We start from the raw sequence: 21,800 nt of genomic DNA on the forward strand, positions 1-21,800 counted from the left end.
TCGCCTTCGGCTCAAACAGCAGGATTTCATGAAAATAAATACAAATCTTTTCATTTTTAAGACTTATAAATTAAAAACAAAAGATTGAAATTCTCTTTTAAAAAAAAGGTATTGATAGCAAAACGTATTTCGCCACCAATACCCAATTTGAAGTGCTTAGATCGAAGTAAGTAATGTTACTACCGAACGAGCTGGGATACTAATATTAGACAATTTATTGACTTTTACAGGCTGTAAATTCGCATTTTCAGTCGTTTGATACGCTACTATCTTTTTTGTTTTGATTCCATCCAGATTGATAGCAAGAGCTTCGTTTGAGTGGTTGACGAGCACTACAATAGACTGCTTTCGCTTCAAATCTTTATACGCCGAAACCAATAGTTTATCAGAAGCTTCTTGTGCCAAATCTGCTTCAATACGCTGTGCGCCAGGTCTTACAAAGCGACTAAAATTACCAAACGCCCATAATATTTTACTGTCTTCGTATTGACCATCGGTTTTGTTTTTGTCGATATACACCAAACCATCTTTGTAATTATAAGCAGAAATAGAAGTCCACCAGTGCCAAGCAGAAGCATTACCGTTGACAAGGTCATTGTGGATCACTTTGGCAACATATAACGCCGAGTTCATACCTACATCTTTGCCATTGCCTTCGATTTCGCCAGCATTATCACCCAAAATACAGTACTCAGTCATCCAATAATGAAGACCTTCGACTTTAGATACCGTTGAGGCAAGCTGTTTTCTCATCTGACTGGCATCTTTGTAAGGCGATGTGGTAAAATAACTATGTCCGCCGATAGATTTGTTTATATTAGACAAATCTCCTAAGTAATATTTTCCTGATTTCTGGAAAAATTCTTCCACCTGAGAGCCACGTGCTGACTTGTTGAATGGACTATATAGATAATTGAGCTGACCAGCTTCGGCAATAGAAATTTCCGTAGGTAATTTGGCTGCCAAAAGCTTTTTGCTGAGGGCTTTGTTTATACCTGCGATATGCTCATTTTCAAAAGGTGTTCCTTCCTGACCACCATCGCTCCAGTCCCATTGAGGTTCGTTGGTAGCGCTCACATAATCGAAAGTAATGCCTGTTTTTTGTTTAACTCCTTTAATAACCTCAGTTAAGAATTGTGCAAAATTGTCGTATTGCTCAGGAGCTAAATTGGGTTTCCCAGCCGTAGCAAAGGCTTTTTTATTGGTGGTAAACTGAACAGGAGGGGAGTTGGTGAATGCTAAAAATTTATCGACATGATATTTTTTGGCTTCTTCTAAAAACCAAATTTGAGCAGCCTGTTTTTCCCAGTTATACGAACCATCGTTGTTGAGAAAAGATTCAGCTCTGCGCCATTCGTCTTTGATACCACTTTCTTTACCTTGCTCTGTACTACCAGCGCCAACGTTGAAACGCCAAATAGACATTCCAATTCCCTCTGGCTGACCGTTTTTGTCAAAGTTTTGACTAAATAGAAGTTTGGCAATCGCTTTTCTTTTGGCATCAGGCCAATTTCCGACAAACTGAGCCGCCCAAGCGTCCGAACCACCGAAATGTTCAATGGTCTGAAAGGTTTTTTGAGGATTTAATTTTACTAGAATTGGCTGTTGCTGTACTTGAGCAAAAGAGGAAAACCCCAAACCCAAAGCCCCAGTAACTAACCATTTTTTGAACGAATTTTGAAAAGTATTTTTAGATGACATAATGCTGAAATATTTGTAACTAAGCAGATATTGTATTTTAGAAATGGGGTGAATTAGCGATTGTTGCGATTTTTTACAGATGATTATATTGAATATTTTAAAGAAAAAAAACACTCATTCACTCAATCACCAACTCACTCAATTGTAACTATTCAATCCCCCAACCATAGCGGAGGCGACTGATACCTGATTGATTAATGATTTTTAGGGTAATAGAGGTGCCTGTTCCTTCTCTTGAAAATAGACTGTAGCTATCACCATCACGCAAGCCAGGCCAATAGATACTCGCGACTTTATCGTTTCTGAAAACATTAGAAGACGCAATCATGTAGGCAATTTCGTTATCGGATTGCGTACCACCAATATAGTCCTTGCCTGTGCTCATGGCTACTCCAAATTCTGATACGATGGTTCTTTTCGCATAAGAACCCATTCTACGTCTCCAGTCAGACTCCCATTCTGTCAGGGTACGATTCGTCCAGAAAGCATAATTATGTAATGCCAACAAACATTCAGAAAATCTGCTATCGGCTCCGATTCCAGTTACGTCCTCCGAATAGCCTGTTCCTGACAAAATAATGCGTTTGCGAGAAAGTGTAGGAAATCTTTGGAGAAACTCGGCATATACATCGCTCAAGGTTTGCAGCGAATAGCCATAAGGCTCATTGATTACTTCAAAATATACATAAGGATTGTTGCCATAGTCCTGTACTACCTTGGTCCACATTTGCCAAAAGTCGGCACTATTATCAATCACACCATTTTTTGCAGAAGCTGATTCCCAACAGCAAAGTACTACACGTATTTTTTTACTGATAGCCTTGTCAATAGCCCCTTTGTAGCGTGACCACCAAATGTCATTTACAGAAGGAGGGTTAATAGGCAAACGGATTGTATTTAGACCTTTAATATGGTTTTGGAAACCCGTTAAAATGCCTTCAGATTTGGCAAAAACAGTTGCATATTCGTCACCTGCTTCAAGTCCAGAGGGAATCACCCAACCATCGACAAAGTTATCACGAGCATCAGCCCAATTGACGCCTGCAATGCTATCTACTCCGACAGGCGTTGTATTTTTTACCACTGGGTCTGTCGGAATTACTGGCGTATCGACAGAATCTTTAGAGCAAGAGTAAAGTAGGGCAGAGGTAAGAATAAGGGAAAGTAAATTTTTCATAGGACTAGAAGTTAGTAAGAATTTTGAGTGATGAATTGTGAATTATGAGTTAGTACTGTTCGAAGGATTTCAACCAATTGCAGATTTGGGATTTCTGATTTCGGATACATAGAAAAATACCTTTATTTTTTACAAAATCGAGAAGCATACACTTCCGAAATCCAACATCCGAAATGAAGGTTTTATAATCCTTTGTACACTATTGTCCTTGCTTAAAATAGGTTGCCATATCGCCTACGGCTTAAAGCACTCTACAAGACATAAAAATAGAGGATTTGAAAATTATCGATGATATTAAATCATTTTCAAATCTTCAAATCCTCACATTTTCAATTCAAATTAATATCCAGCATTCTGTGTCAATTTGCCACCAGAAGCAAGGATTTCAGCACGAGGGATAGGTAGGAAATAGTGCTTATCTTCAAAATGCCTGCCTGACAACGCTTCTTTACGTGTGTAAGTATAGGTAGAACCGTTTTTGGTTACATCCATACCATAAGCAGGAACATTTTCTGTTACATTGGCAATTTTCCAACGACGAACATCATAATAACGGTGCTCTTCGAAAGCTAATTCAACCTGACGTTCTTTACGGATAGCATCACGCATTTGTGCTTGTGACAAGCCCGTAGGAAGTGCAGGCATACTTACGCCTGTTCTTTTACGGATAGCATTAACGGCATCGTAAACGCTTTGGTCTGGACCAGCAGCCTCATTTTGTGCTTCAGCGTAACTCAACAAAATCTCAGCGTATCTGAAGTAAATCCATGGTTGCGTACCAGCGATATCCCAAGGGTTATCGATTGGCAAAGCATCGTTCATGTATTTTTTCAAATAATAACCAGTTTTTGAAGTATTCCAGTTAGATGGACCGTCTTTACTATCTTTTCCGCCAGGTACAAAGCTTTGAACAGTATTGCCTCTGTAAGCTGCATCGTTAGTCAAAACCGTCATGTAAAAACGAGGGTCACGGTTTTTGTATGGATCTTGTGGGTTGTAACCAGAAGAAGCATCATCGATAGACTTACCATTGTTCATTTGGTACGCATCTACAAAGTTTTGCAAAGGTACGTTACCTCCCCAACCACCAAAACCATTTGGTGCGTTTGAGATTTCTAAACACACGTGGCGAGCTCCACGAGTGTACAAACGTTCGAAGATGATTTCTGGGTTGTTTTCAGCTGTTAAGAATAATTTATCATAACCACCAGTGTATAGTGAATACATACCCATATTCATGACATCTTTGGCTGCGCTAGCTGCTGCTTGCCAAGTACCTGCATTGTACAATGGACTTGCTGCATACAATGCTATACGAGCTTTAAGCGCTAAGGCTGCTCCTTTGGTAGCACGACCTAATTTCCAATTTGAATTGTTATTCGCTGTAGGAAGATCTTTGCTTGCTGCATCTAATTCAGCCAAGATATAAGCTGTAACATCTTTGATAGAAGAACGAGTATAGATTGCAGAATTACTGAAATCTTCTCCTAATTCATATACTTTGTCACCCATCAATACAACCTCACCGTAGTTACGAAGTAAGTCCTGATAACGGAATGCTCTCAAGAAACGCAATTCAGCTGACAAGCGAGTTTTCATACCTGCGCTCATGTTTACCTTCTGAACATTCGCTAAAGCGTAATTGATTTCACGAATACTACGGTAGCTTCTTCCCCAAATAGTACCAGCAATACCTGTGTTTTCTGGAGCTAATTGACCTCTTTGAATCAACCAAGTATTATCGTCATTGTTGTAAATAGACTCATCGGTTACAGACGACCACATCGCGTATTCAAAACCACGGCCAAAGCCTGGAGGTGTACCTTCCGCTTCTTTGTCTGTCAAGCGTACACCCATGTAACGGTTGATTACGTAAGATTCGAAAAGGGTTGAATCGGTAAGGATGGAACTATCCGAAACGCGGTCTGTTGGTACTACATCAAGCAAATCCGTATTACACGAAGCAGTTGATAATAACACAGCAAACAGACAAGAAGATATAGCAATAGATTTTCTAGATTTCATTGTAATAAACATTAAAGATTAAAACTTAACATTGACACCAAGGTTCATAATGCGTTGTTGTGGGTAGAATTGTCCACTTGAACTGTTACCTTCTGGGTCATAATCTTTCACACCTGTAAATGTCAACAAGTTGAAAGCGTTAGTATAAACTCTTAATTGTTTGATATTTAATTTGCTCAATAATTTGTTTGGAAGTGTATAGCCAAATTCAAGGTTTTTCAAACGAACAAATGAAGCGTTGTTCAACCAGAAAGTACTTGGGTATAAGCCACCGTTTACTGAAGAAGAAGAACGAGTGTCTACACGTGGATACGTTCCATTTGGATTAGTTGGACTCCAACGATTGTCTGCCCAGCTACTGTAGAAGTTACCGATTGAACCAGATTCTGGTAATACATATTGGCTAACTTGTGCTTGTCCTGCAAATACTAAAGAGAAGTCAAAGTTTTTGTAACCTGCGTTGAATACCAAACCAAAAGTCATTTGTGGAATGTTTCCATAGTCAGAACGAACTTGGTCATCTGCTGTGATTTTGCCGTCTTTGTTATAATCTTCCAAAATCAAATCACCCAAACGAGCGCCTGTCAAGTGTGGATATTTGTCCAAATCTGCTTGACTTCTGAAAATACCAAGAGATCTGTATAACAAATAAGTATTTAAAGGACGACCTGTTTGACGTTGGTAATCTGGTAAGCCAGAAGCTTCATCGATAAATTCGATTTTACTTTTTGCATACGTAAAGTTTCCAGAAATCATATATCTGAACGCTCCAGAGTGGTTGTACGTCACACTAGTTTCAATACCAGCGTTGCTCACTTTACCGATGTTTTGATCTGGCACTAAAGCACCCGAACCATAAGGGTTTACAATACCTGAAACTCCAGGGATAGAAGCATTACGAGCTGCAAGAATGTCTGAACGATTTTGTTGGAAATAAGTAACTTCAGCAGATAATTTCTTGAAGATAGTCGCATTCAAACCGATGTCTAATTTCTTAGCAACTTCCCAAGTGATATTTGGGTTAGCCAATTTTGTCAAGTCAATACCAGAGTGAATAACATCAGCACCGATTACATAAGAGTTATTGAACGAGTAGTTGTTGTAATACTGGAACTGACCTACGTTGTCATTACCCAAAGTACCGTAAGAGGCACGTAATTTTAAGTCATCAACACTTGTAACTTTGTTTTTGAACCAAGGTTCTTCCGAGATTCTCCAACCTGCCGAGAACGACGGGAAGAAACCATATTGCTTACCATCTGGGAACGTTGATGAACCATCTACACGCATTTGCAATTCTGCCAAATATTTCTCGCTATAGTTGTAAGCAACTCTTGAGATATAACTTCTTCTTGTAAAGTTATAGCTACTACCGTAGTTGTTTTTGTCTGTAGCAGCAGCACCACCTTGAGAAAGTTCAGGCGTTGATGGCGTAGGGTAATTCAATCTTGATGCACCAAAAGTCTCCGAACGGTTTTGACTTTGTTCAAATGCAACAAAAGCGTTTACATTGTGGCGACCCGTTGCTAAGTTGTAGTTCAACTTAATGTTTTGGATTTGTAAAGACGAGTTAGTTTGTGCTTCAGACAAAGTTGCTGCACCAGCCGAACCACCTGTTACCACTTGGTCATACGCATTGGTATTGCGGTTGTACGAATACAAAATGTATGGGATGCTAAATGATTTCGAAAAGTTATACGATTTGTCGATTGACAAAAATCCGTCTACGCTTAAGCCTTTTACAGGTAAATTGTAGCTACCTCTCAAAATTCCGTTGAATACCGTAGTAGGGTTTTTGTTAAGACCACCTAACGATGTACCTAATACTACAGGGTTATTATTTTCAACACCTGTAGAAGGCAATCCATTTGGATAAGTTGCAACTACAGTTGGATAAGCTCTATAAATCGAACGGAACGTGTTACCTGCACTACTGATTGGATACTGACGGTCTTCTTGACGACCCGAGAGAGACAAACTTACTTTGAAATCCTTTGTAACGTTGGCGTCAATATTCGAACGGAAGTTGTATTGGTTGTATTTGGTAGCACCGTTTTTCAACAAACCATCCTGATTAATCATACCAATTGACATGAAATAACGTGTATTTTCATTACCACCGTTTACTGTCAAACTGTGTTGGTTTTGTAATGCAACACTTTGTAAAGCCTCTTTCTGCCAGTTAGTATTTGGGTAATTCAATGGATCAGAACCATTCGCAAACTTCGTGATTTCAGCTGCTGAATAGTGCTGATTCATACCACCTGCAGGGTTGTTGTAGTAGTCAATCTCATTCAAAATTGTTGCATACGTAGGAGCATCTGCTAATTTTGGCAAACGAGTTGGCGTACTAAATCCTTGGTTGAAGCTGTAAGAGATAGTCGGTTTGCCTGTTGTACCTCTTTTAGTTGTTACCAAGATTACACCATTGGCTGCACGGCTACCATAAACAGCTGCCGAAGCATCTTTCAATACCGAAATACTTTCAATGTCATTTGGGTCTAGGCGTTCCAAACCGCCAATTTGTCCTGGAATACCATCCACAACGATAAGCACGTCGTTGTTTCCTGTCGATGCCAAACCACGAATGGTATAGCTCGAACCGTCATAACCAGGTTCACCACCACGGTTGTTCGCAATAAAACCAGAGAAACGACCTGCCAATGAGTTTGATAAGTTTGGCTGAGGGCTTTTCACGATTTCACTACCTTTTACATCCGATACCGAACCTGTCAAGGTTACTTTTTTCTGGGTACCGTAACCTACTACTACTACCTCTTGTAGGGACTTGGTATCTGATACCAATTTTAGGTCAATAACTGATTGATTTTTGATTTCTACTTCTTGTGTAGCATAACCAATGAAAGTAAATACTAAGGTAGAAGCATTGGCTGGAACAGAGATAGAATATTTACCATTCGCATCTGCTGATACACCTTTGCTAGTGCCTTTTACTTGTATGTTCGCACCCGGAAGTGCTGCTCCTTGTTCATCAAGGATTGTTCCTGTTATCTTTCTTTCTTGCGCCAAAGTCGCAAAGGTAGAAAGCATCATCATAAGGCATAATAAGAATTTGGTACTAGATCCAAACAGGTTTTTGATGCCTGTTTTTCCTAAGTCCTTTCCGAAATGGGAGAATAAAGGTTGTCTCATCTTTTAAATGAAAATTGTTTGATTGGAAAATTTGTGCTTTTTGACATTGAAATATTTGAAGCAAAACTAGGATTATGGAGTTATTTTGAGAGGGGGGAAATCCTTATATGGTAGGGGGTAATCAAACAAAAAGCCCTAAAATGGTAAATTTTAGGGCTTTTTTATGAAAAAATGGAGGCTAAATTTAGCTTTTCTTAGGAAAAACATCCTTGTTGAAGGTATGCTGATTATGAAAAGGCTTACGATATTTTTTGATATAAGCGGAAGGATTCATCCCAAATTGTTTGTTGAATTGCTCCCTAAAATACTTGCTGTCATTGATGCCCACTTGATATGCTGTTTCGGAAACAGTATAGTCTGTCGAAATTAATATTTCGGCTGCTTTACGGAGTCTGATAAAACGAATAAAGTTGTTGGGCGACTGTGCACAAATGGATTTGATACGGTTGTAAAGACTCGACGAACTCATCCCAATTTCGGTAGCTAGTACACTTACATTAAAATCTGAATCCATCAGGTTTCGTTCGACGATGGTGATACATTGATCCAAAAACTGTTTGTATTCTGGAGAGATTTTTAGGTTATGTGCTTGTAAAGTTACTTCGTTAAAAAAGTACTGTTGCAAGTCCATACGGCTCTTCAAAATACTATTGATTCGGGCAATTAAAATATCTTTTTCAAAAGGTTTACTGATATAATCATCGGCACCCACTTCAATGCCTTTGAGCTTTACTTCAGAGGATGTACTGGCGGTCAGCAATATTACAGGAATATGATTGAGTTGTTTGTTTTGCTTGATTTCAGTGCACACTTCAATGCCATTAAGCCCTTGCATCATAATATCGCAAATCACAATATCTGGCAAAACTTCATTGACTAAGTCTAGTCCTTGTTGCCCATTTTCGGCATCATAGATTTTGAATTGTGGTTGAAAAATTTGCTTGAGATATGCCCTGATTTGTTCATTGTCATCAATCACGACCATCGTGTTTTGCTCTCCTACAAGCTCCTCTACGATGACCTGATTATTGAGTTTTATAAGTGGTTTAGATTCTATTTTTTCCTCCTTTAACTCATCCAATAAAGCAGATTCGGGTTTAGATTCGAGCACGATGCTATCAATATCCAAATGGTCATATCCTTTGGGTAAACTGATTTTGAAGGTCGTTCCTGTACCTTCCTTACTTGAATACGAAATGTCTCCTTTATGATATTTGATAAAGGTTTTTGTCAAAAATAAACCAATACCAAAACCTGCGGCACGCGTATTTTTGGTTTGATAAAACATCTCGAAAAGCTTTTCGCCAACACTTGCATCAATACCTTTGCCGCTATCTTTGATATAAAAATTGACATATCGAGGCGTATCTTCTATGCTGACAGAAACAGCACCGTCCATTGGCGTAAATTTAATGGCATTGGAAATAAGGTTAAAAAGTGCAATTTCTAACTTCTCTTTATCGCCATATATCTCCAATTGTTCGTCTGTACAAACAAAATCATAATGGAGATTTTTTTCTTTTGCTTGATATGTGAAACATAAAAACACCTCCTCTGCCAATTCTTTGACATTTAATAAGGATACTTTGAGGTGGTCACGTTCGGCTTCTGCTTTTCGAAATAGCAATAACTGGTCTACCAAACTCAATAGTCTTCTTGCATTCCGATACACCAATTGCAAGCTATTCGTATCTTGACTTTCATCTTTCAGTAGCTCCTTAATTGGGTTAATGATTAAGGTCAGGGGTGTTCGGAACTCGTGTGATATTTGTGTAAAAAACGAAAGCTTTTTCTCATTTAACTCTTTCTCTTTTTCGGCTTCAATTTTTGCCACCCGAATCTGATATTTCAATTCTGCCTGATTTTGTCGATAGCGTTGATAGTAATAAATAGCAGAAGCTATAATGCCCAAATAAATCAAATATGCCCACCATGTTTTGTACCAAGGGGGTAAAATAACGACATTGATAGAGGCAATTTTGTCAGACCAAACACGGTCTTTGTTCGCTACTTTTACCTTAAATACATAGTGCCCAGGTTCGAGATAGCGATACGTAGCAGATTTTTGTTTTCCAGCATAGTTCCAATCATTATCTAGCCCTTCCAGTTGATAAGCAAAGTAGCTTTCGTCTGGATACGAATAGTTGATAGCGCCATATTGAATCGAAAAAACTGATTGGTTGGGTTGTAATTCTACTTTCGCATCAGGATTTTGATTGTCAAAAGGTATAAATTCTCGCTGAGGCACGCCACTTTGGTCAATGTCTTTTCCGTATAGCTGAATACCCGTAATTAACACATTAGGCTGATAGGTAAGAACATCGATATTTTTGGGATAAAAAAGATTCCAACCTTCGGTTCCTCCAAAACATAAAAATCCTTTGCGGGGCTCATACAAAACTGACCCACCATTGAATTGTCCATTTTGGAGCCCATCTTTTCTATCATAATTATAAATCTTGTTGGTTTTAGCATCAATTTTTGAGATACCTGCATTGGTGCTAACCCAAATTTGCTGATTAGGTAGCGCTTTGATCGACAGGATAGTATTGCTACTCAGACCATTTTTTTCTGTAAATCTGGTATAAGTATTGGAGTCAAATTGATAACGAATCAGTCCTATTTCTTGAGTACCTATCCATAATCCATTATTGGGGTGATAAGCTAGACTTAATACAACGCCTGATGGAAGAACATCCTTAAGTAATTGGGTAGATTTCTGGGTCTGTGGATTAAATTGGATAATCCCCATGCCGTAAGTACCAATGAGCAAATTACCTCGATGGTCTTGGGCAATAGCGCGTACATCGTTCGAATCAAAATTGCGAAGTTTACTGCTGTAGTTGGTAAAGGTTTGATTTTGAGGATTAAATCGACTGAATCCGCCGCCATTTGTACCAATCCAAATGTTTTTTTGAGCATCTTCAAAGATTACTCTGACGTCGTTGGCGCCGATGCTGTTGGGGTCGGTAGCAATATGTTTGTAATTGATAAAACTGTCGGTATTAGGATCATAACGGTATAATCCACCTGCATAAGAACCAAACCAAAGGTTATTTTTACTGTCATTGAATGCCGATAAAATAGCATTATTGGTCAGGCTTCCTTTGGCTTTACTGGCAACATAATGCTTGAGGGTTTTTCCTTCGTGGGTAGTTTTGTAAATACCATCACCGTCGGTTCCAAGCCAAAGATTTCCCTCATGGTCGGCAGTCATACCGTAGTAACGAAGCCAACTTTCGGTGTTTTGAGTAGTAATTTTTTTCTGAAACTGTAAAAAACGTTGCGGACTATGATTGAGCATCATAATACCTTCGCCATAAGTTCCAAGCCAGATATTTTGGTCTTTGTCGGCATACAAACATTGTACTGAACGTTGGGTTAGTACTCCATTAGGTTCTTTAACCACCTGAATGGGTAATGCAGCGATTTGGGGGTAATTGGGTTGTATTTTGATTTGATATAATCCGCCATCTTGAACGCCAATATAGAGATTCTTTTGTTTGTCTTCCAATAAGGATAGAAAGACTTTGTTACTCGAAAAATTAGCAAAACCGACTTTTGAAATATTATTTGATTTTCTGTCAAAAAAGTAAATACCATCAAAAGTCGCTAACCAAATTTGGTGGTTGGAGTCCTCAAAAATGCTGTTAATGCGATAATTATTGAGTAGTTCTATGTTTTTGACAGAGTAGGGACGTAGTTTATTATTGTTCTGTTGAAAAACACTTATCCCATTGGTATGCGAGCCAAGCCAAACGAGTCCTTGGGAGTCTTCTAAGGTGACTAAAATGGTATTGCTACGCATCCCCGTCGTGTTGGTCATGCGATAGTTAAGCGTTTTTCCTGTCTGAGGGTTAAAATTAAATACTCCATGTAATGAAGACGAAATCCAGAGATTGCCATTTTTTGCTTCAGAAATCGAGCTAATATCCTCATCCATATTTTTGCCATTGTAGAGCGATTGAGGATAGAAATGTTCTTGTGAAGCATCAAATTTTAGGAGCCCTTTTCGGGAAGTAATCCAAAGTTGACCATGAGAATCCTTGAAAACGGTATTGATGTAATTGCCTGGTAAACTAAATTTCTCTTCGGAGTCATGGCGAAAAACACGAAAAGAAATACCATCGAAACGATTGAGACCATCGTCGGTGGCAATCCACATAAAGCCATTGTTGTCCTGCACAATAGAGTTGACAATCCCAAAAGACAAACCATCTTTAGTGCTGTATTTTAAAGCTTTAGTATTTTGAGAAAATTGAGCAATGGAGTTAGTGGAAAAGAACAGAAATAAGTACCAGAATATTTTCATAGTACAAAAATAAAAGAGTTTTTCCCGAAAAGATGCTATTCTAATGGTAATTTATTGATTCCTCCTTAATGAGTAATCCCCAACCATTACTTATAAGCTAGCCTATTTGAGGCTTAGTCTTTAACCCAATTTGCGCACTAATAACTATACTTTCGACAATCGTTTATTACCAAGAATATACATTTAGATGAACTGAGATGATGTTCTCTAAGCCTTGAAAACATGAATGGTCACCTTATTGAAAAGGAATTTCAACGAGGCTGTTTACTCGAATCTTTTTTCGAGAAAGATTCTCATCTTCCATTAATTCAATAACGGCATCTATCGTAGCTCGGGCAGGTAGCCAAGGTGCGGGTAGTTTTCGTAAGGATTGATATAAAAATTGATTCAATGTAGGATTCTTAGTTTTTGAAAACGAAACTTCTCCAACTTTTCCGTTGACTAGAATTTCTATTTTTAAGGTATCATGCTCTAATTTGACGGAACTCCATTTAGAGTCATTTGCCATAGAGGTGAGTAGATATGATTTGATATAGGCTAAGCTCTTTGAGGTTGTGGCATTGGTTTTATAATCATAGATGGCAGAGTCAATTACATAGCTCGCAAAATTGGGCGACCAATCATTTTCACGATGTACCATCGAATAGTCGACTGCGTTATTTTCGAAAGTTGTTTTTTCGTCTTTTGTACTTGCTACTACCCACGAAATCAGGGGTTCCAAAGATTTATCTGGATACTGAGATATACCCAAAAAACCAGCACATAACTCAAGTTTCGTATTTGTTTTTTTGTAATGATTTTCCCAATTAATAGGCACCTTCAAAATTCCAGAAGGGAAATTATCTGTACTTAAGGTAGACTTCAAATACAAGTCATCTTTGAGAAAGGGATTTCTTTTTAATATTTCTTTGGTGATTGTCTCGCCATTAGCATTTCTTTGAGTACTTTCCTCCATCTGTTTAATATATGGAAACAGCTTAATCATCCACCCCGAAATATAGAATCCATTGCAAAATAACGTTGCATTAATACGCTTTAGACAGTAAGCTGTAGGCATTAGGCAAAAAGTTTCTATTACTTCATGAGAAATACTATTTAACTTTTAGCCTATCGCATAAAGCCTAGAGCTTACTGCGGGTAAAATTATTTTAATTTTGCCCACTAACTTAATAACTTAAGTAATCGTGCAGAATAATATTTAATAAATTTTAAATGTAAGATATTGATAATTAAAGTTTTATATTCACAATTCACAACTCATAATTCTGCATTAATACTTAAGCTTAATTAACTTTATCAATTACACAAAATAGAGTTTTTTTCAGTAACCAATTTTTTATCAGCACCGTAGGAGCGACAGTCTTTAATAGAGTTAGTTTTCTGTCGCACCTACGGCGCTTTTACAAAGGACAAGATATAATTCATCACTCCAAACTCATCACTCAAAACTCGCTCAGAGTCCTTTGGCTAAAAATCCGCCATCTACTGCCAAATTCTGTCCTGTGATATAGGACGAAACGGGCATCGCAAAAAAGGCAATCGCCGAGGCTACTTCTTCAGGTTCAGCTACACGATTGAGAGGTGTTCTATCTAAGATTTTTTTGAGTCTTTCAGGTTGAGAGAGCACAGGAACGGTCAATGGTGTTTTGGTGTACCATGGCGAAACAGCATTGACACGAATACCATATTTTGCCCATTCTACCGCCAAATTTCTGGTAAATTGTAGTTCGGCTGCTTTTGTCATACCATAAGGAGTGCCAGAAGCAACATCCACTGACGCTGCTACAGAACTTACATTAATAACACTAGCATCGTGACCTTTTTCCAAAAACTCAAAACATAGTCGCGTCATAGCGATGGCGCTAAAAAGATTTGTGTCAAATACCTTTTGAATTTCTTCAGGCTCATATTCCGTGAATTCTTTTCGGATATTGGTACCCACATTATTCACCAGAATATCCAGCGAACCCCATTCTTTTAAAATAGGGAAAATATACAATTCACGGTCTTCGGATTGGGTTATGTCTGCTGCGATACCTTGCGCCTCAAAACCCAAAGTGCTCCATTCTTTGATACATTCTTGGATTTCATCGCCATTTCTTGCAATGATAAGAACCTGTGCGCCAAGCTTCAAAAACTCGGTGGCTGTGGCTTTTCCTATGCCTTTTGTGCCTCCAGTAATAAGGGCTTTTTTACCCTGCAAATTCCAGTTTGTCATAGTATGAAATATCGAATCTTGTGAGTTGGCGTTTATCAAATGCCAATTCTTCCCATTTGATTTTGAAAATTACTTTAATTATGGTGTGAAATGATAACTAAGGTTTAATATTTCGACGAAATAAAGCTAAAACAAGTTCAGATAACCCTTATTTTTAGCTATATTTGTTTACGAGCTAATCCCTCAATATTACTTTTTTTAGGTAGAGGAACCCTATAAACTTATCACAATTTCACCACAAATTTTGATAGGTCATTCATCAACACGTCTAATACACAACTTATTCATGAAATTATCAGCGGGAGCAGAGTTTATTTACCAAATTAAAGAGCCCACACCTGTCGTTACCATGTTGCGCCCTCGCAGTACTGAAGGACAATTTATACAGGAAGATAGGCTAATTCTGAGTCCCTATACACCCATCGTAGAGTACATAGACTCGTTTGGAAATGTATGTCAACGTATGTTACTTCCCGTTGGCAATGTAACCATTCGTTCGGAGGTGGTGGCAGAGGTTGCAGATAATGTAGATGTCAATAACCAAGCAGCTTATGTATTGATTGAAAATCTTCCCAGTGATACTTTACAATTTTTATTTCCGAGCAGGTATTGTCAATCAGATAGCCCTGTAATCGGTAGATTGGCTGTTGATATTACTAAGAAAATTTGGTCAGGTTATGAGCAAGTAACGGCCATTAGTGAATGGATTCATCAGAATATTGCCTATGAATATGGCGTAACTGAGTCGAGCACAACCGCCTTAGATATTTTGGATTTGAAAAAAGGCGTATGTCGTGATTTTACGCATTTAGCGATTTCTCTTTGTCGAAGCATCAATATTCCTTCGAGAATGGTGGTTGGCTATGTGAAGGAATTAAAGTATATCGATTTGCACGCATGGTTTGAGGTGTATTTGGGTGGAAAATGGTACGCTTTTGATGCTGTCCAAGATTGTACTACAGGAGGAAGAATTGTTATTGCCTATGGAAGAGATGCCACTGACGTAGCATTGATTACGCAATTTGGTAGTTCTGAATTACTAAACATGAAGGTCTGGGTTGAACAGGTATAAAACCTGAAGTATTCCGAATTGAGTGATTGTTTTAAAATTTGTATGCAGGCGGTAGAAACGTAGTGCGTTGTGTCTAAAAGGGTTTCATCATAAATTTTAATATTAAAAACGGCGTTCGAAATACTATTTTCGAACGCCGTTTTTGATTCTTTATTTTTGAGTGACTTTTTTAGATCTAAAGTAGAAAGTCTCCATCCATTAAATCTATAAAGAAAAATCACTAACTCGTTCAATCACCAATCACTCAATATACCTACAATAAATGAGGTCTTTCCTTTTCAATTTTTAAAATCAATTCGCCAAAAAGGGTATTTGCCCAGGCAAACCATTTTCTTGTAAATTTGGACGAGTCGTCTTTATCAAAAGACTCGTGCATAAATCCAGTACCTGCGTGCGTATTTTTAATCATTTTCAATTGAGCAGCAATTTCTTGATCGTTGGTAGATGTCATGGCACGCATCACCAAACCTATATGCCAAATGTTGTCAACTAAGGTATGAGGACTACCAATTCCTTCAGCTGCTTTTCCTTTGAAGAAATAAGGGTTGAAAGAACTCAATACAAATTTTCTTGTATTTTGATAAATAGGGTCGTTTACGTCCACCGCACCCAAATATGGCAAGCCAAGTAAATTTGGCACATTGGCATCGTCTTGTAACAAATGGTTGCCAAATCCGTCTACTTCCAAGGCATATATTTTGCCAAAAGTTGGATGGTTATAAATGGCATATTCTTGAATTGCTTTTTTGACTTCAGCAGATAGCGCTTTACATTCTTGAGCAAATACTGAATCTTTCAAAACTGTTTCAGCGATTTCTCCTAATTGTTTAAAAGACACTACTGCAAAAAGGTTGGCAGGAGTATAAAATGGAAAAATAGTAGCATCATCAGACGGACGGAAAATGCTATGAATCATACCAATAGGCTTTGTTGGATTGCCATAGCCATTGCCCGGTACTGTATCTGTAGACCAGAAGGTATTACGTCCGAATTTGTAGCTTCCTCTGCTATTTTTACGTTGTTGTTCTTTACAAATTCTCAAAACGCCTTTCATCGCTTTTGACCAATCAGCATCAAAAACAGAGGTGTCGCCTGTGGTTTTCCAATAATGATATGCCAAACGGATGGTGTAACAAACAGAATCTAATTCCCACTTACGCTCGTGAAGTTCGGGCTTCATATCTGTTAAATCTTTGGTCCACTCACTGTTTCCTTTTTCGGTGTAGAAAGCGTTGGCATAAGGGTCGATTAATAAACATTTTGCTTGACGACGAACGACTCCTTCCAACAATTTGCGAATATCTTCATTTTTTTTGGCAAGAGGTAAATATGGCCATACTTGGGCAGTACTGTCACGCAACCACATGGCATCAATATCTCCTGTAATCACAAAGGTATCAGGCTTACCGTTTTCAACTTTGTAATGAACAGTTGTATCCAAAGTATTGGGAAAACAGTTTTCGAATAACCAAGCTAATTCTGGGTCTTTGATTTTTGATTTGAGTCTAGTAATCGTTTCTTCTACTGCTGGACTCGAAAAATTTCTTTTGTCGGCGCTAACACGTACAACTGGGAAGTCGGTTGCACCATAAGAGGTGTTTGAATAAAAGGCCAATCCAAGACCTGCCAGTGAGCTGTTTTTGATAAAATGACGTCTGTTCATTTTTAAATAGTTTTTAAAAAGGGCTTAAAGGAAGGACAAATGCCATTCCCTTGGTTTTACAGAAAATGAGTGATTTTGTAACAAAAATTAAAGCGACAAAGTTGTCGAAAAAATCATTTTATGGAAAGATATTACCAGAATAAGTTTTAGGAATGTCGGAAGAACAAATAACTCACTTGAATCATGTTTTACTAAAAATTAAGGTGTATTCCATATTTCAGAAATTAGAAATCTCAAATAGATAACGGGTATCTTATCGTAACCACTTACTCAATTACCATTATTTGACAAAATCTGAGCTTACTTTGACCGTTTTTAGATTAGATAATTGATTTTTTAATTTCTGAATTGTAATCCTTATGAAACCAATATTGAGTCTATTTGTAATTTTTTCGGTGGCATTGTTAGCCAGTTGTGTAACACCCACGCGAACGGTGGTTGTTGATAGACGTCCACGAAGAACGGTAGTAGTTCAACAGCCAAGGGAAGTCATTGTTGTAGAAAAACCTGGACGAGGACGTGGTCGCGGTAAAGGTAGAGGACATTGGCATTAATGGCTTTTAAACAAAACATGAGCCATCCCTAATTGAGTGAATTGAGATTGAGTGAGTTAATGAGTGATTATTCTAAGCTGTAGAGACGCAATGCATTGCGTCTTAAACCGAGTCAGCCGAGCAGAATAATATCAAAAAAGCGGTCAGAAAATCAATTTTCGACCGCTTTTTTGACACTATATTTCAAAATGACACTTCTTTAGATACAAGGCATTGCATCTCTACGACAGAAATTGATTTTAAAATAATCACCAAATCACTCAACCACCATTCACTCAATATCAGACTAGTGCGAATCACGAGCAACCTCACTGCCAGATTTTCCTTTCAAAAAGCTCATATCAGCGCCCAAATGCGCCTGCTCGACATGGTTGATATATAAACTGACATATCCTCGGTTGATGTTAAGGTTAGGTGCTACCCAATTATTGCGCCTGTTTTCGAGCTCTTCTTCTGATACTTCAAGCGTAAGGCTTCGATTGTCGACATCCAACTCTATCCAGTCGCCATTTTGTACAAGTGCAATATTGCCACCAGCCGCAGCCTCAGGCGAAACATGAAGAACGACCGTACCAAAACCTGTACCACTCATTCTGCCGTCCGAAATACGTACCATATCTTTAATACCTTTTTCCAATAACTTTTTAGGCAAACTCATATTGCCAACTTCTGCCATGCCAGGATAACCTTTAGGTCCAACATTTTTGAGAACCATCACCGAGTTTTCATCAATATCAAGATCGGGGTCATCAATCTTAGCATGATAGTCCTCAATGTTTTCAAAAACTACCGCTTTTCCTCGATGCTTCATCAAAGCAGGAGTCGCAGCAGACGGTTTTATGACTGCACCATTTGGTGCTAAATTTCCTTTTACCACTGCAATTCCAGAATTGGGTTTAAAAGGATTCTCTAGTGAACTAATGATATCAGAATTGTAAATTTCAGATTGTGTAACATTTTCAGCTACAGTTTTACCATTTACCGTAATCGTATCTTTATGTAAATGCTCTAGCATTTGTTTCATGACAGCAGGCAGGCCTCCAGCATAATACAAATCTTCCATAAAATGTTCCCCAGAAGGTTGGAGGTTTGCCAATAGAGGAATATCTTGAGAAAGTCTATCAAAATCATCAATCGATAAATCGACGCCAATACGACCTGCAATTGCTAAAAGGTGAATCACAAAATTGGTAGAACCGCCAATCGCTGCATTTACCTTGATGGCATTTTCAAATGCTTCTCTGGTCAGTATTCTACTTAAGGTCAAATTTTCCTGCACCATTCCGACGATACGTCTGCCCGAAAGTTGAGAAATTACTTTTCTTCTGGCATCTGCTGCTGGAATAGCCGCATTGTTGGGCAAGGATAAACCTAAAGCCTCTACCATGGTTGCCATTGTGGAGGCAGTTCCCATCACGGCACAATGTCCTTGTGTACGTGCCATACAGGCTTCGGCTTCCACAAATTCTTCTTGGGATAATTCCCCTAATTTGTACGCCTCCGCAAATCGCCAAACATCTGAAGTGCCTATATCTTTGCCTTTCCATTTGCCTTTCATCATGGGTCCACCAGAGATAACAAGGGTAGGTAAATCTACGCTACAAGCTCCCATAACCAGCGAAGGGGTAGTTTTATCACAACCACAAAGCAATACTACGCCGTCGATAGGGTTGGCTCTGATAGATTCCTCGACATCCATACTTGCCAAATTGCGATAGAGCATGGCGGTAGGTTTGATGAGCGTTTCGCCCAGAGACATCACTGGAAATTCGACAGGGAAGCCACCTGCTTCGAGAACGCCTTTTTTGACGGCTTCGGCAAGATCACGAAAATGAGCATTACAGGGAGTCAGTTCTGACCAAGTATTACAGATACCAATGACAGGTTTTCCTTCAAAGAAATCAGATGGAATCCCTTGATTTTTCATCCAAGCTCGATAGATAAATCCATCTTTGCCTGATTTGCCAAACCAGTTTTGAGAACGAAGTTGATTTTTTTTCATGTTAAATAGTATTTGTTTTTCGGGATAGATGCTAAATTAATCTTTTCTGGAAATTATGATTAATTTTAGAGAGATTCAATTCGTAATGAAATCCAAAAGAGATAATTGAATTAGAGTATGTTTGAAGTTTTATTTGGTATTTGTAAAAGAAATAGAATTCCTATCGACACTCCTTACTTTTCTTCACTAGGCGTGCCCGTCTAACACAAGAAAAGTAACAGCAGCGGCGGCCGCAAAAGAAAGTCAAGAAATCCTAATCGGAGTGGCGACCCACCTCGCCTGCGGCTCAAACAGTAGGATTTCATAAAATTTAATACAAACTTTTTCATTTTTAATTACTTAGAAAATTTAAACATGCTCTTAGATTATATTCTCTACGTTGCATTATTTTTTACATAAATTTGCTTAGCGTACAGCCTATGGCGTACCGCTTATAGCTATTACTTACCTCCCCAAACACCCAATGTACAAAACATTTGAAACCGAACGGTTAATCTTAAAACCGACAGACCTTGAAGATGCTGAATTTATTTTGGCTTTGTTGAATACTCCCAAATGGCTTCAATTTATAGGAGATAGAAATATTCATGATGTAGAGGATGCTATTCATTATATCAACAGTCGTGTGTTGTATCAATACGAGCGACTGGGATATGGCAATTACACCGTGATTCGTAAAGAGGATGGAGTCAAAATTGGCAGTTGTGGCTTGTACGACCGTGAAGGCTTGGAAGGTATCGACATAGGCTTTGCCTTTTTCCCAGAGTATGAAGGAAAAGGCTATGGGTTTGAAGCCGCTTCAAGGATGTTGAAGGCTGCTATTGAAGATTTTTCTCTTAAAAGAATCAAAGCTATAACCAATTTGGAGAACTATGCTTCACAAAAATTACTGGAAAAAATTGGACTCGTTAAGGTAGATAAAATCATATTACACAACGATGAATTATTTCTTTTCGAACTGAATGTTTGAAAAATATAACGCCTTATGGTTTCAATTTTGCTTTAATAAGCTTGCCTACTGCATAAAGCTGATAAAATTAATTTTCTATAAAACTATTTCTCTTACCCATGAAATCAATCGTTCTCTTACTCACAACATTAATTTTTTGCTTTTCTTTAAAAGCGCAAACTATTCATTATTTTGAATCTTTTGATCATCAGCGAATAGCCTATGAAGATACAGGTCGAGGCAAGCCCGTACTTTTATTGCATGGTTTTATCAATTCAGGTGCCAATTGGCGTCGAACACAGTTGTATAAAGATTTGATTGCCAAAGGTTATCGTGTTATCGTGCCAGATATGCGAGGCAATGGGAAATCTGACAAGCCTCATGAGGAGAAATTTTATCAAAACAATGCCGAAACTAAAGATATGATCGCATTGATAAAATCTTTACAGATTAAAGAATATACAGTGGTAGGCTATTCAAGAGGAGCAATTATCGCCGCTAAATTATTGAGCTTGGATAAACAAGTCAAAAAAGCAGTGCTGGGAGGAATAGGACAGCATTTTACTAATCCAGAATGGGATAGAAGAAAAATGTTTGAGGAGGCTTTTTTAGGTAAAGCATATATGTATCCAGAGGCACAAGGAGCCGTAAAATATGCCAAATCTATTGGGGCCGACACGTTGGTATTGGGGTATTTACAACGTTATCAACCTGCAACTTCGCCCAAAGCACTGGCAAATTTTAAAGGGAAAACGATGATTATCAACGGTGATGCCGATTTGGATAATGGTGACCCGAAAATCTTGCAAGGATATTTTAAAAATGCAAAATTGGCAATTGTGAAAGGAGACCACAACGGAACTTATCGTACCGCCGAATTTTCAAATGAAATACTGAAGTTTTTGGAGGAATAGAAGTAGATGTAGTAAAGTTTCAGTATGAAGATACCAGCGTCGTATCTTCATACTGAGACA

At 38.3% G+C, this 21,800-nt stretch carries 13 protein-coding genes; 4 read left to right on the top strand and 9 right to left on the bottom strand.

Annotated elements, in window-relative coordinates:
• Positions 1 to 156: 156 nt before the first annotated feature.
• The 7 genes from QM481_RS22270 to QM481_RS22300 all read right to left on the bottom strand — a co-directional run bounded on the left by QM481_RS22270 (position 157) and on the right by QM481_RS22300 (position 14,586).
• Positions 157 to 1,701: a glycoside hydrolase gene (locus QM481_RS22270; protein ID WP_283383397.1), complete on the bottom strand. Its 1,545-nt coding sequence runs from the start codon at positions 1,699 to 1,701 to the stop codon at positions 157 to 159.
• A 148-nt stretch (positions 1,702 to 1,849) separates the two neighbouring features.
• Entirely contained in the window at positions 1,850 to 2,878 is a 1,029-nt protein-coding gene (locus tag QM481_RS22275; protein WP_283383398.1) for a cellulase family glycosylhydrolase, read from the bottom strand.
• A 339-nt stretch (positions 2,879 to 3,217) separates the two neighbouring features.
• Entirely contained in the window at positions 3,218 to 4,903 is a 1,686-nt protein-coding gene (locus QM481_RS22280) for a RagB/SusD family nutrient uptake outer membrane protein (RefSeq protein WP_283383399.1), read from the bottom strand.
• An 18-nt stretch (positions 4,904 to 4,921) separates the two neighbouring features.
• Positions 4,922 to 8,056, bottom strand: a complete 3,135-nt coding sequence (locus tag QM481_RS22285) for a SusC/RagA family TonB-linked outer membrane protein (RefSeq protein WP_283383400.1) — start codon at positions 8,054 to 8,056, stop codon at positions 4,922 to 4,924.
• Positions 8,057 to 8,240: 184 nt separating this feature from the next.
• Positions 8,241 to 12,368: a hybrid sensor histidine kinase/response regulator transcription factor gene (locus QM481_RS22290; protein ID WP_283383401.1), complete on the bottom strand. Its 4,128-nt coding sequence runs from the start codon at positions 12,366 to 12,368 to the stop codon at positions 8,241 to 8,243.
• Between the two features lie 235 nt (positions 12,369 to 12,603).
• Positions 12,604 to 13,425 carry a DUF4419 domain-containing protein gene (locus QM481_RS22295; RefSeq protein WP_283383402.1) on the bottom strand — a complete coding sequence of 274 codons (822 nt, stop codon included), beginning with the start codon at positions 13,423 to 13,425 and terminating at the stop codon, positions 12,604 to 12,606.
• 396 nt (positions 13,426 to 13,821) lie between these two features.
• Positions 13,822 to 14,586 (bottom strand): SDR family oxidoreductase, encoded by a 765-nt coding sequence (locus QM481_RS22300; protein WP_283383403.1) that lies wholly within the window; start codon positions 14,584 to 14,586, stop codon positions 13,822 to 13,824.
• Between the two features lie 286 nt (positions 14,587 to 14,872).
• On the opposite strand from QM481_RS22300, the gene QM481_RS22305 reads away from it, so the two are divergent.
• A complete protein-coding gene (locus QM481_RS22305) occupies positions 14,873 to 15,658 on the top strand; it encodes a transglutaminase domain-containing protein (RefSeq protein WP_283383404.1) in 786 nt (261 codons plus the stop codon).
• A 253-nt stretch (positions 15,659 to 15,911) separates the two neighbouring features.
• On the opposite strand, the gene QM481_RS22310 is transcribed toward QM481_RS22305, so the two are convergent.
• Positions 15,912 to 17,321 carry a glycoside hydrolase family 125 protein gene (locus QM481_RS22310; RefSeq protein WP_283383405.1) on the bottom strand — a complete coding sequence of 470 codons (1,410 nt, stop codon included), beginning with the start codon at positions 17,319 to 17,321 and terminating at the stop codon, positions 15,912 to 15,914.
• A 359-nt stretch (positions 17,322 to 17,680) separates the two neighbouring features.
• Between QM481_RS22310 and QM481_RS22315 the strand changes: the two genes are divergently transcribed.
• Positions 17,681 to 17,875: a hypothetical protein gene (locus tag QM481_RS22315; protein ID WP_283383406.1), complete on the top strand. Its 195-nt coding sequence runs from the start codon at positions 17,681 to 17,683 to the stop codon at positions 17,873 to 17,875.
• A gap of 286 nt (positions 17,876 to 18,161) precedes the next feature.
• Here QM481_RS22315 and QM481_RS22320 read toward each other — a convergent pair whose 3' ends face one another.
• On the bottom strand, positions 18,162 to 19,877 hold the full coding sequence (locus QM481_RS22320) for an IlvD/Edd family dehydratase (RefSeq protein WP_283383407.1): 1,716 nt from the start codon (positions 19,875 to 19,877) through the stop codon (positions 18,162 to 18,164).
• A 463-nt stretch (positions 19,878 to 20,340) separates the two neighbouring features.
• Here QM481_RS22320 and QM481_RS22325 point away from each other — a divergent pair, with 463 nt between their 5' ends.
• Together QM481_RS22325 and QM481_RS22330 are read left to right on the top strand one after the other, a co-directional pair.
• Positions 20,341 to 20,847: a GNAT family N-acetyltransferase gene (locus tag QM481_RS22325; RefSeq protein ID WP_283383408.1), complete on the top strand. Its 507-nt coding sequence runs from the start codon at positions 20,341 to 20,343 to the stop codon at positions 20,845 to 20,847.
• A gap of 98 nt (positions 20,848 to 20,945) precedes the next feature.
• Entirely contained in the window at positions 20,946 to 21,740 is a 795-nt protein-coding gene (locus tag QM481_RS22330) for an alpha/beta fold hydrolase (RefSeq protein ID WP_283383409.1), read from the top strand.
• The last annotated feature ends 60 nt before the right edge of the window (positions 21,741 to 21,800 follow it).

This window comes from Flectobacillus rivi (assembly GCF_030056655.1).
Lineage (GTDB): Bacteria > Bacteroidota > Bacteroidia > Cytophagales > Spirosomataceae > Flectobacillus > Flectobacillus rivi.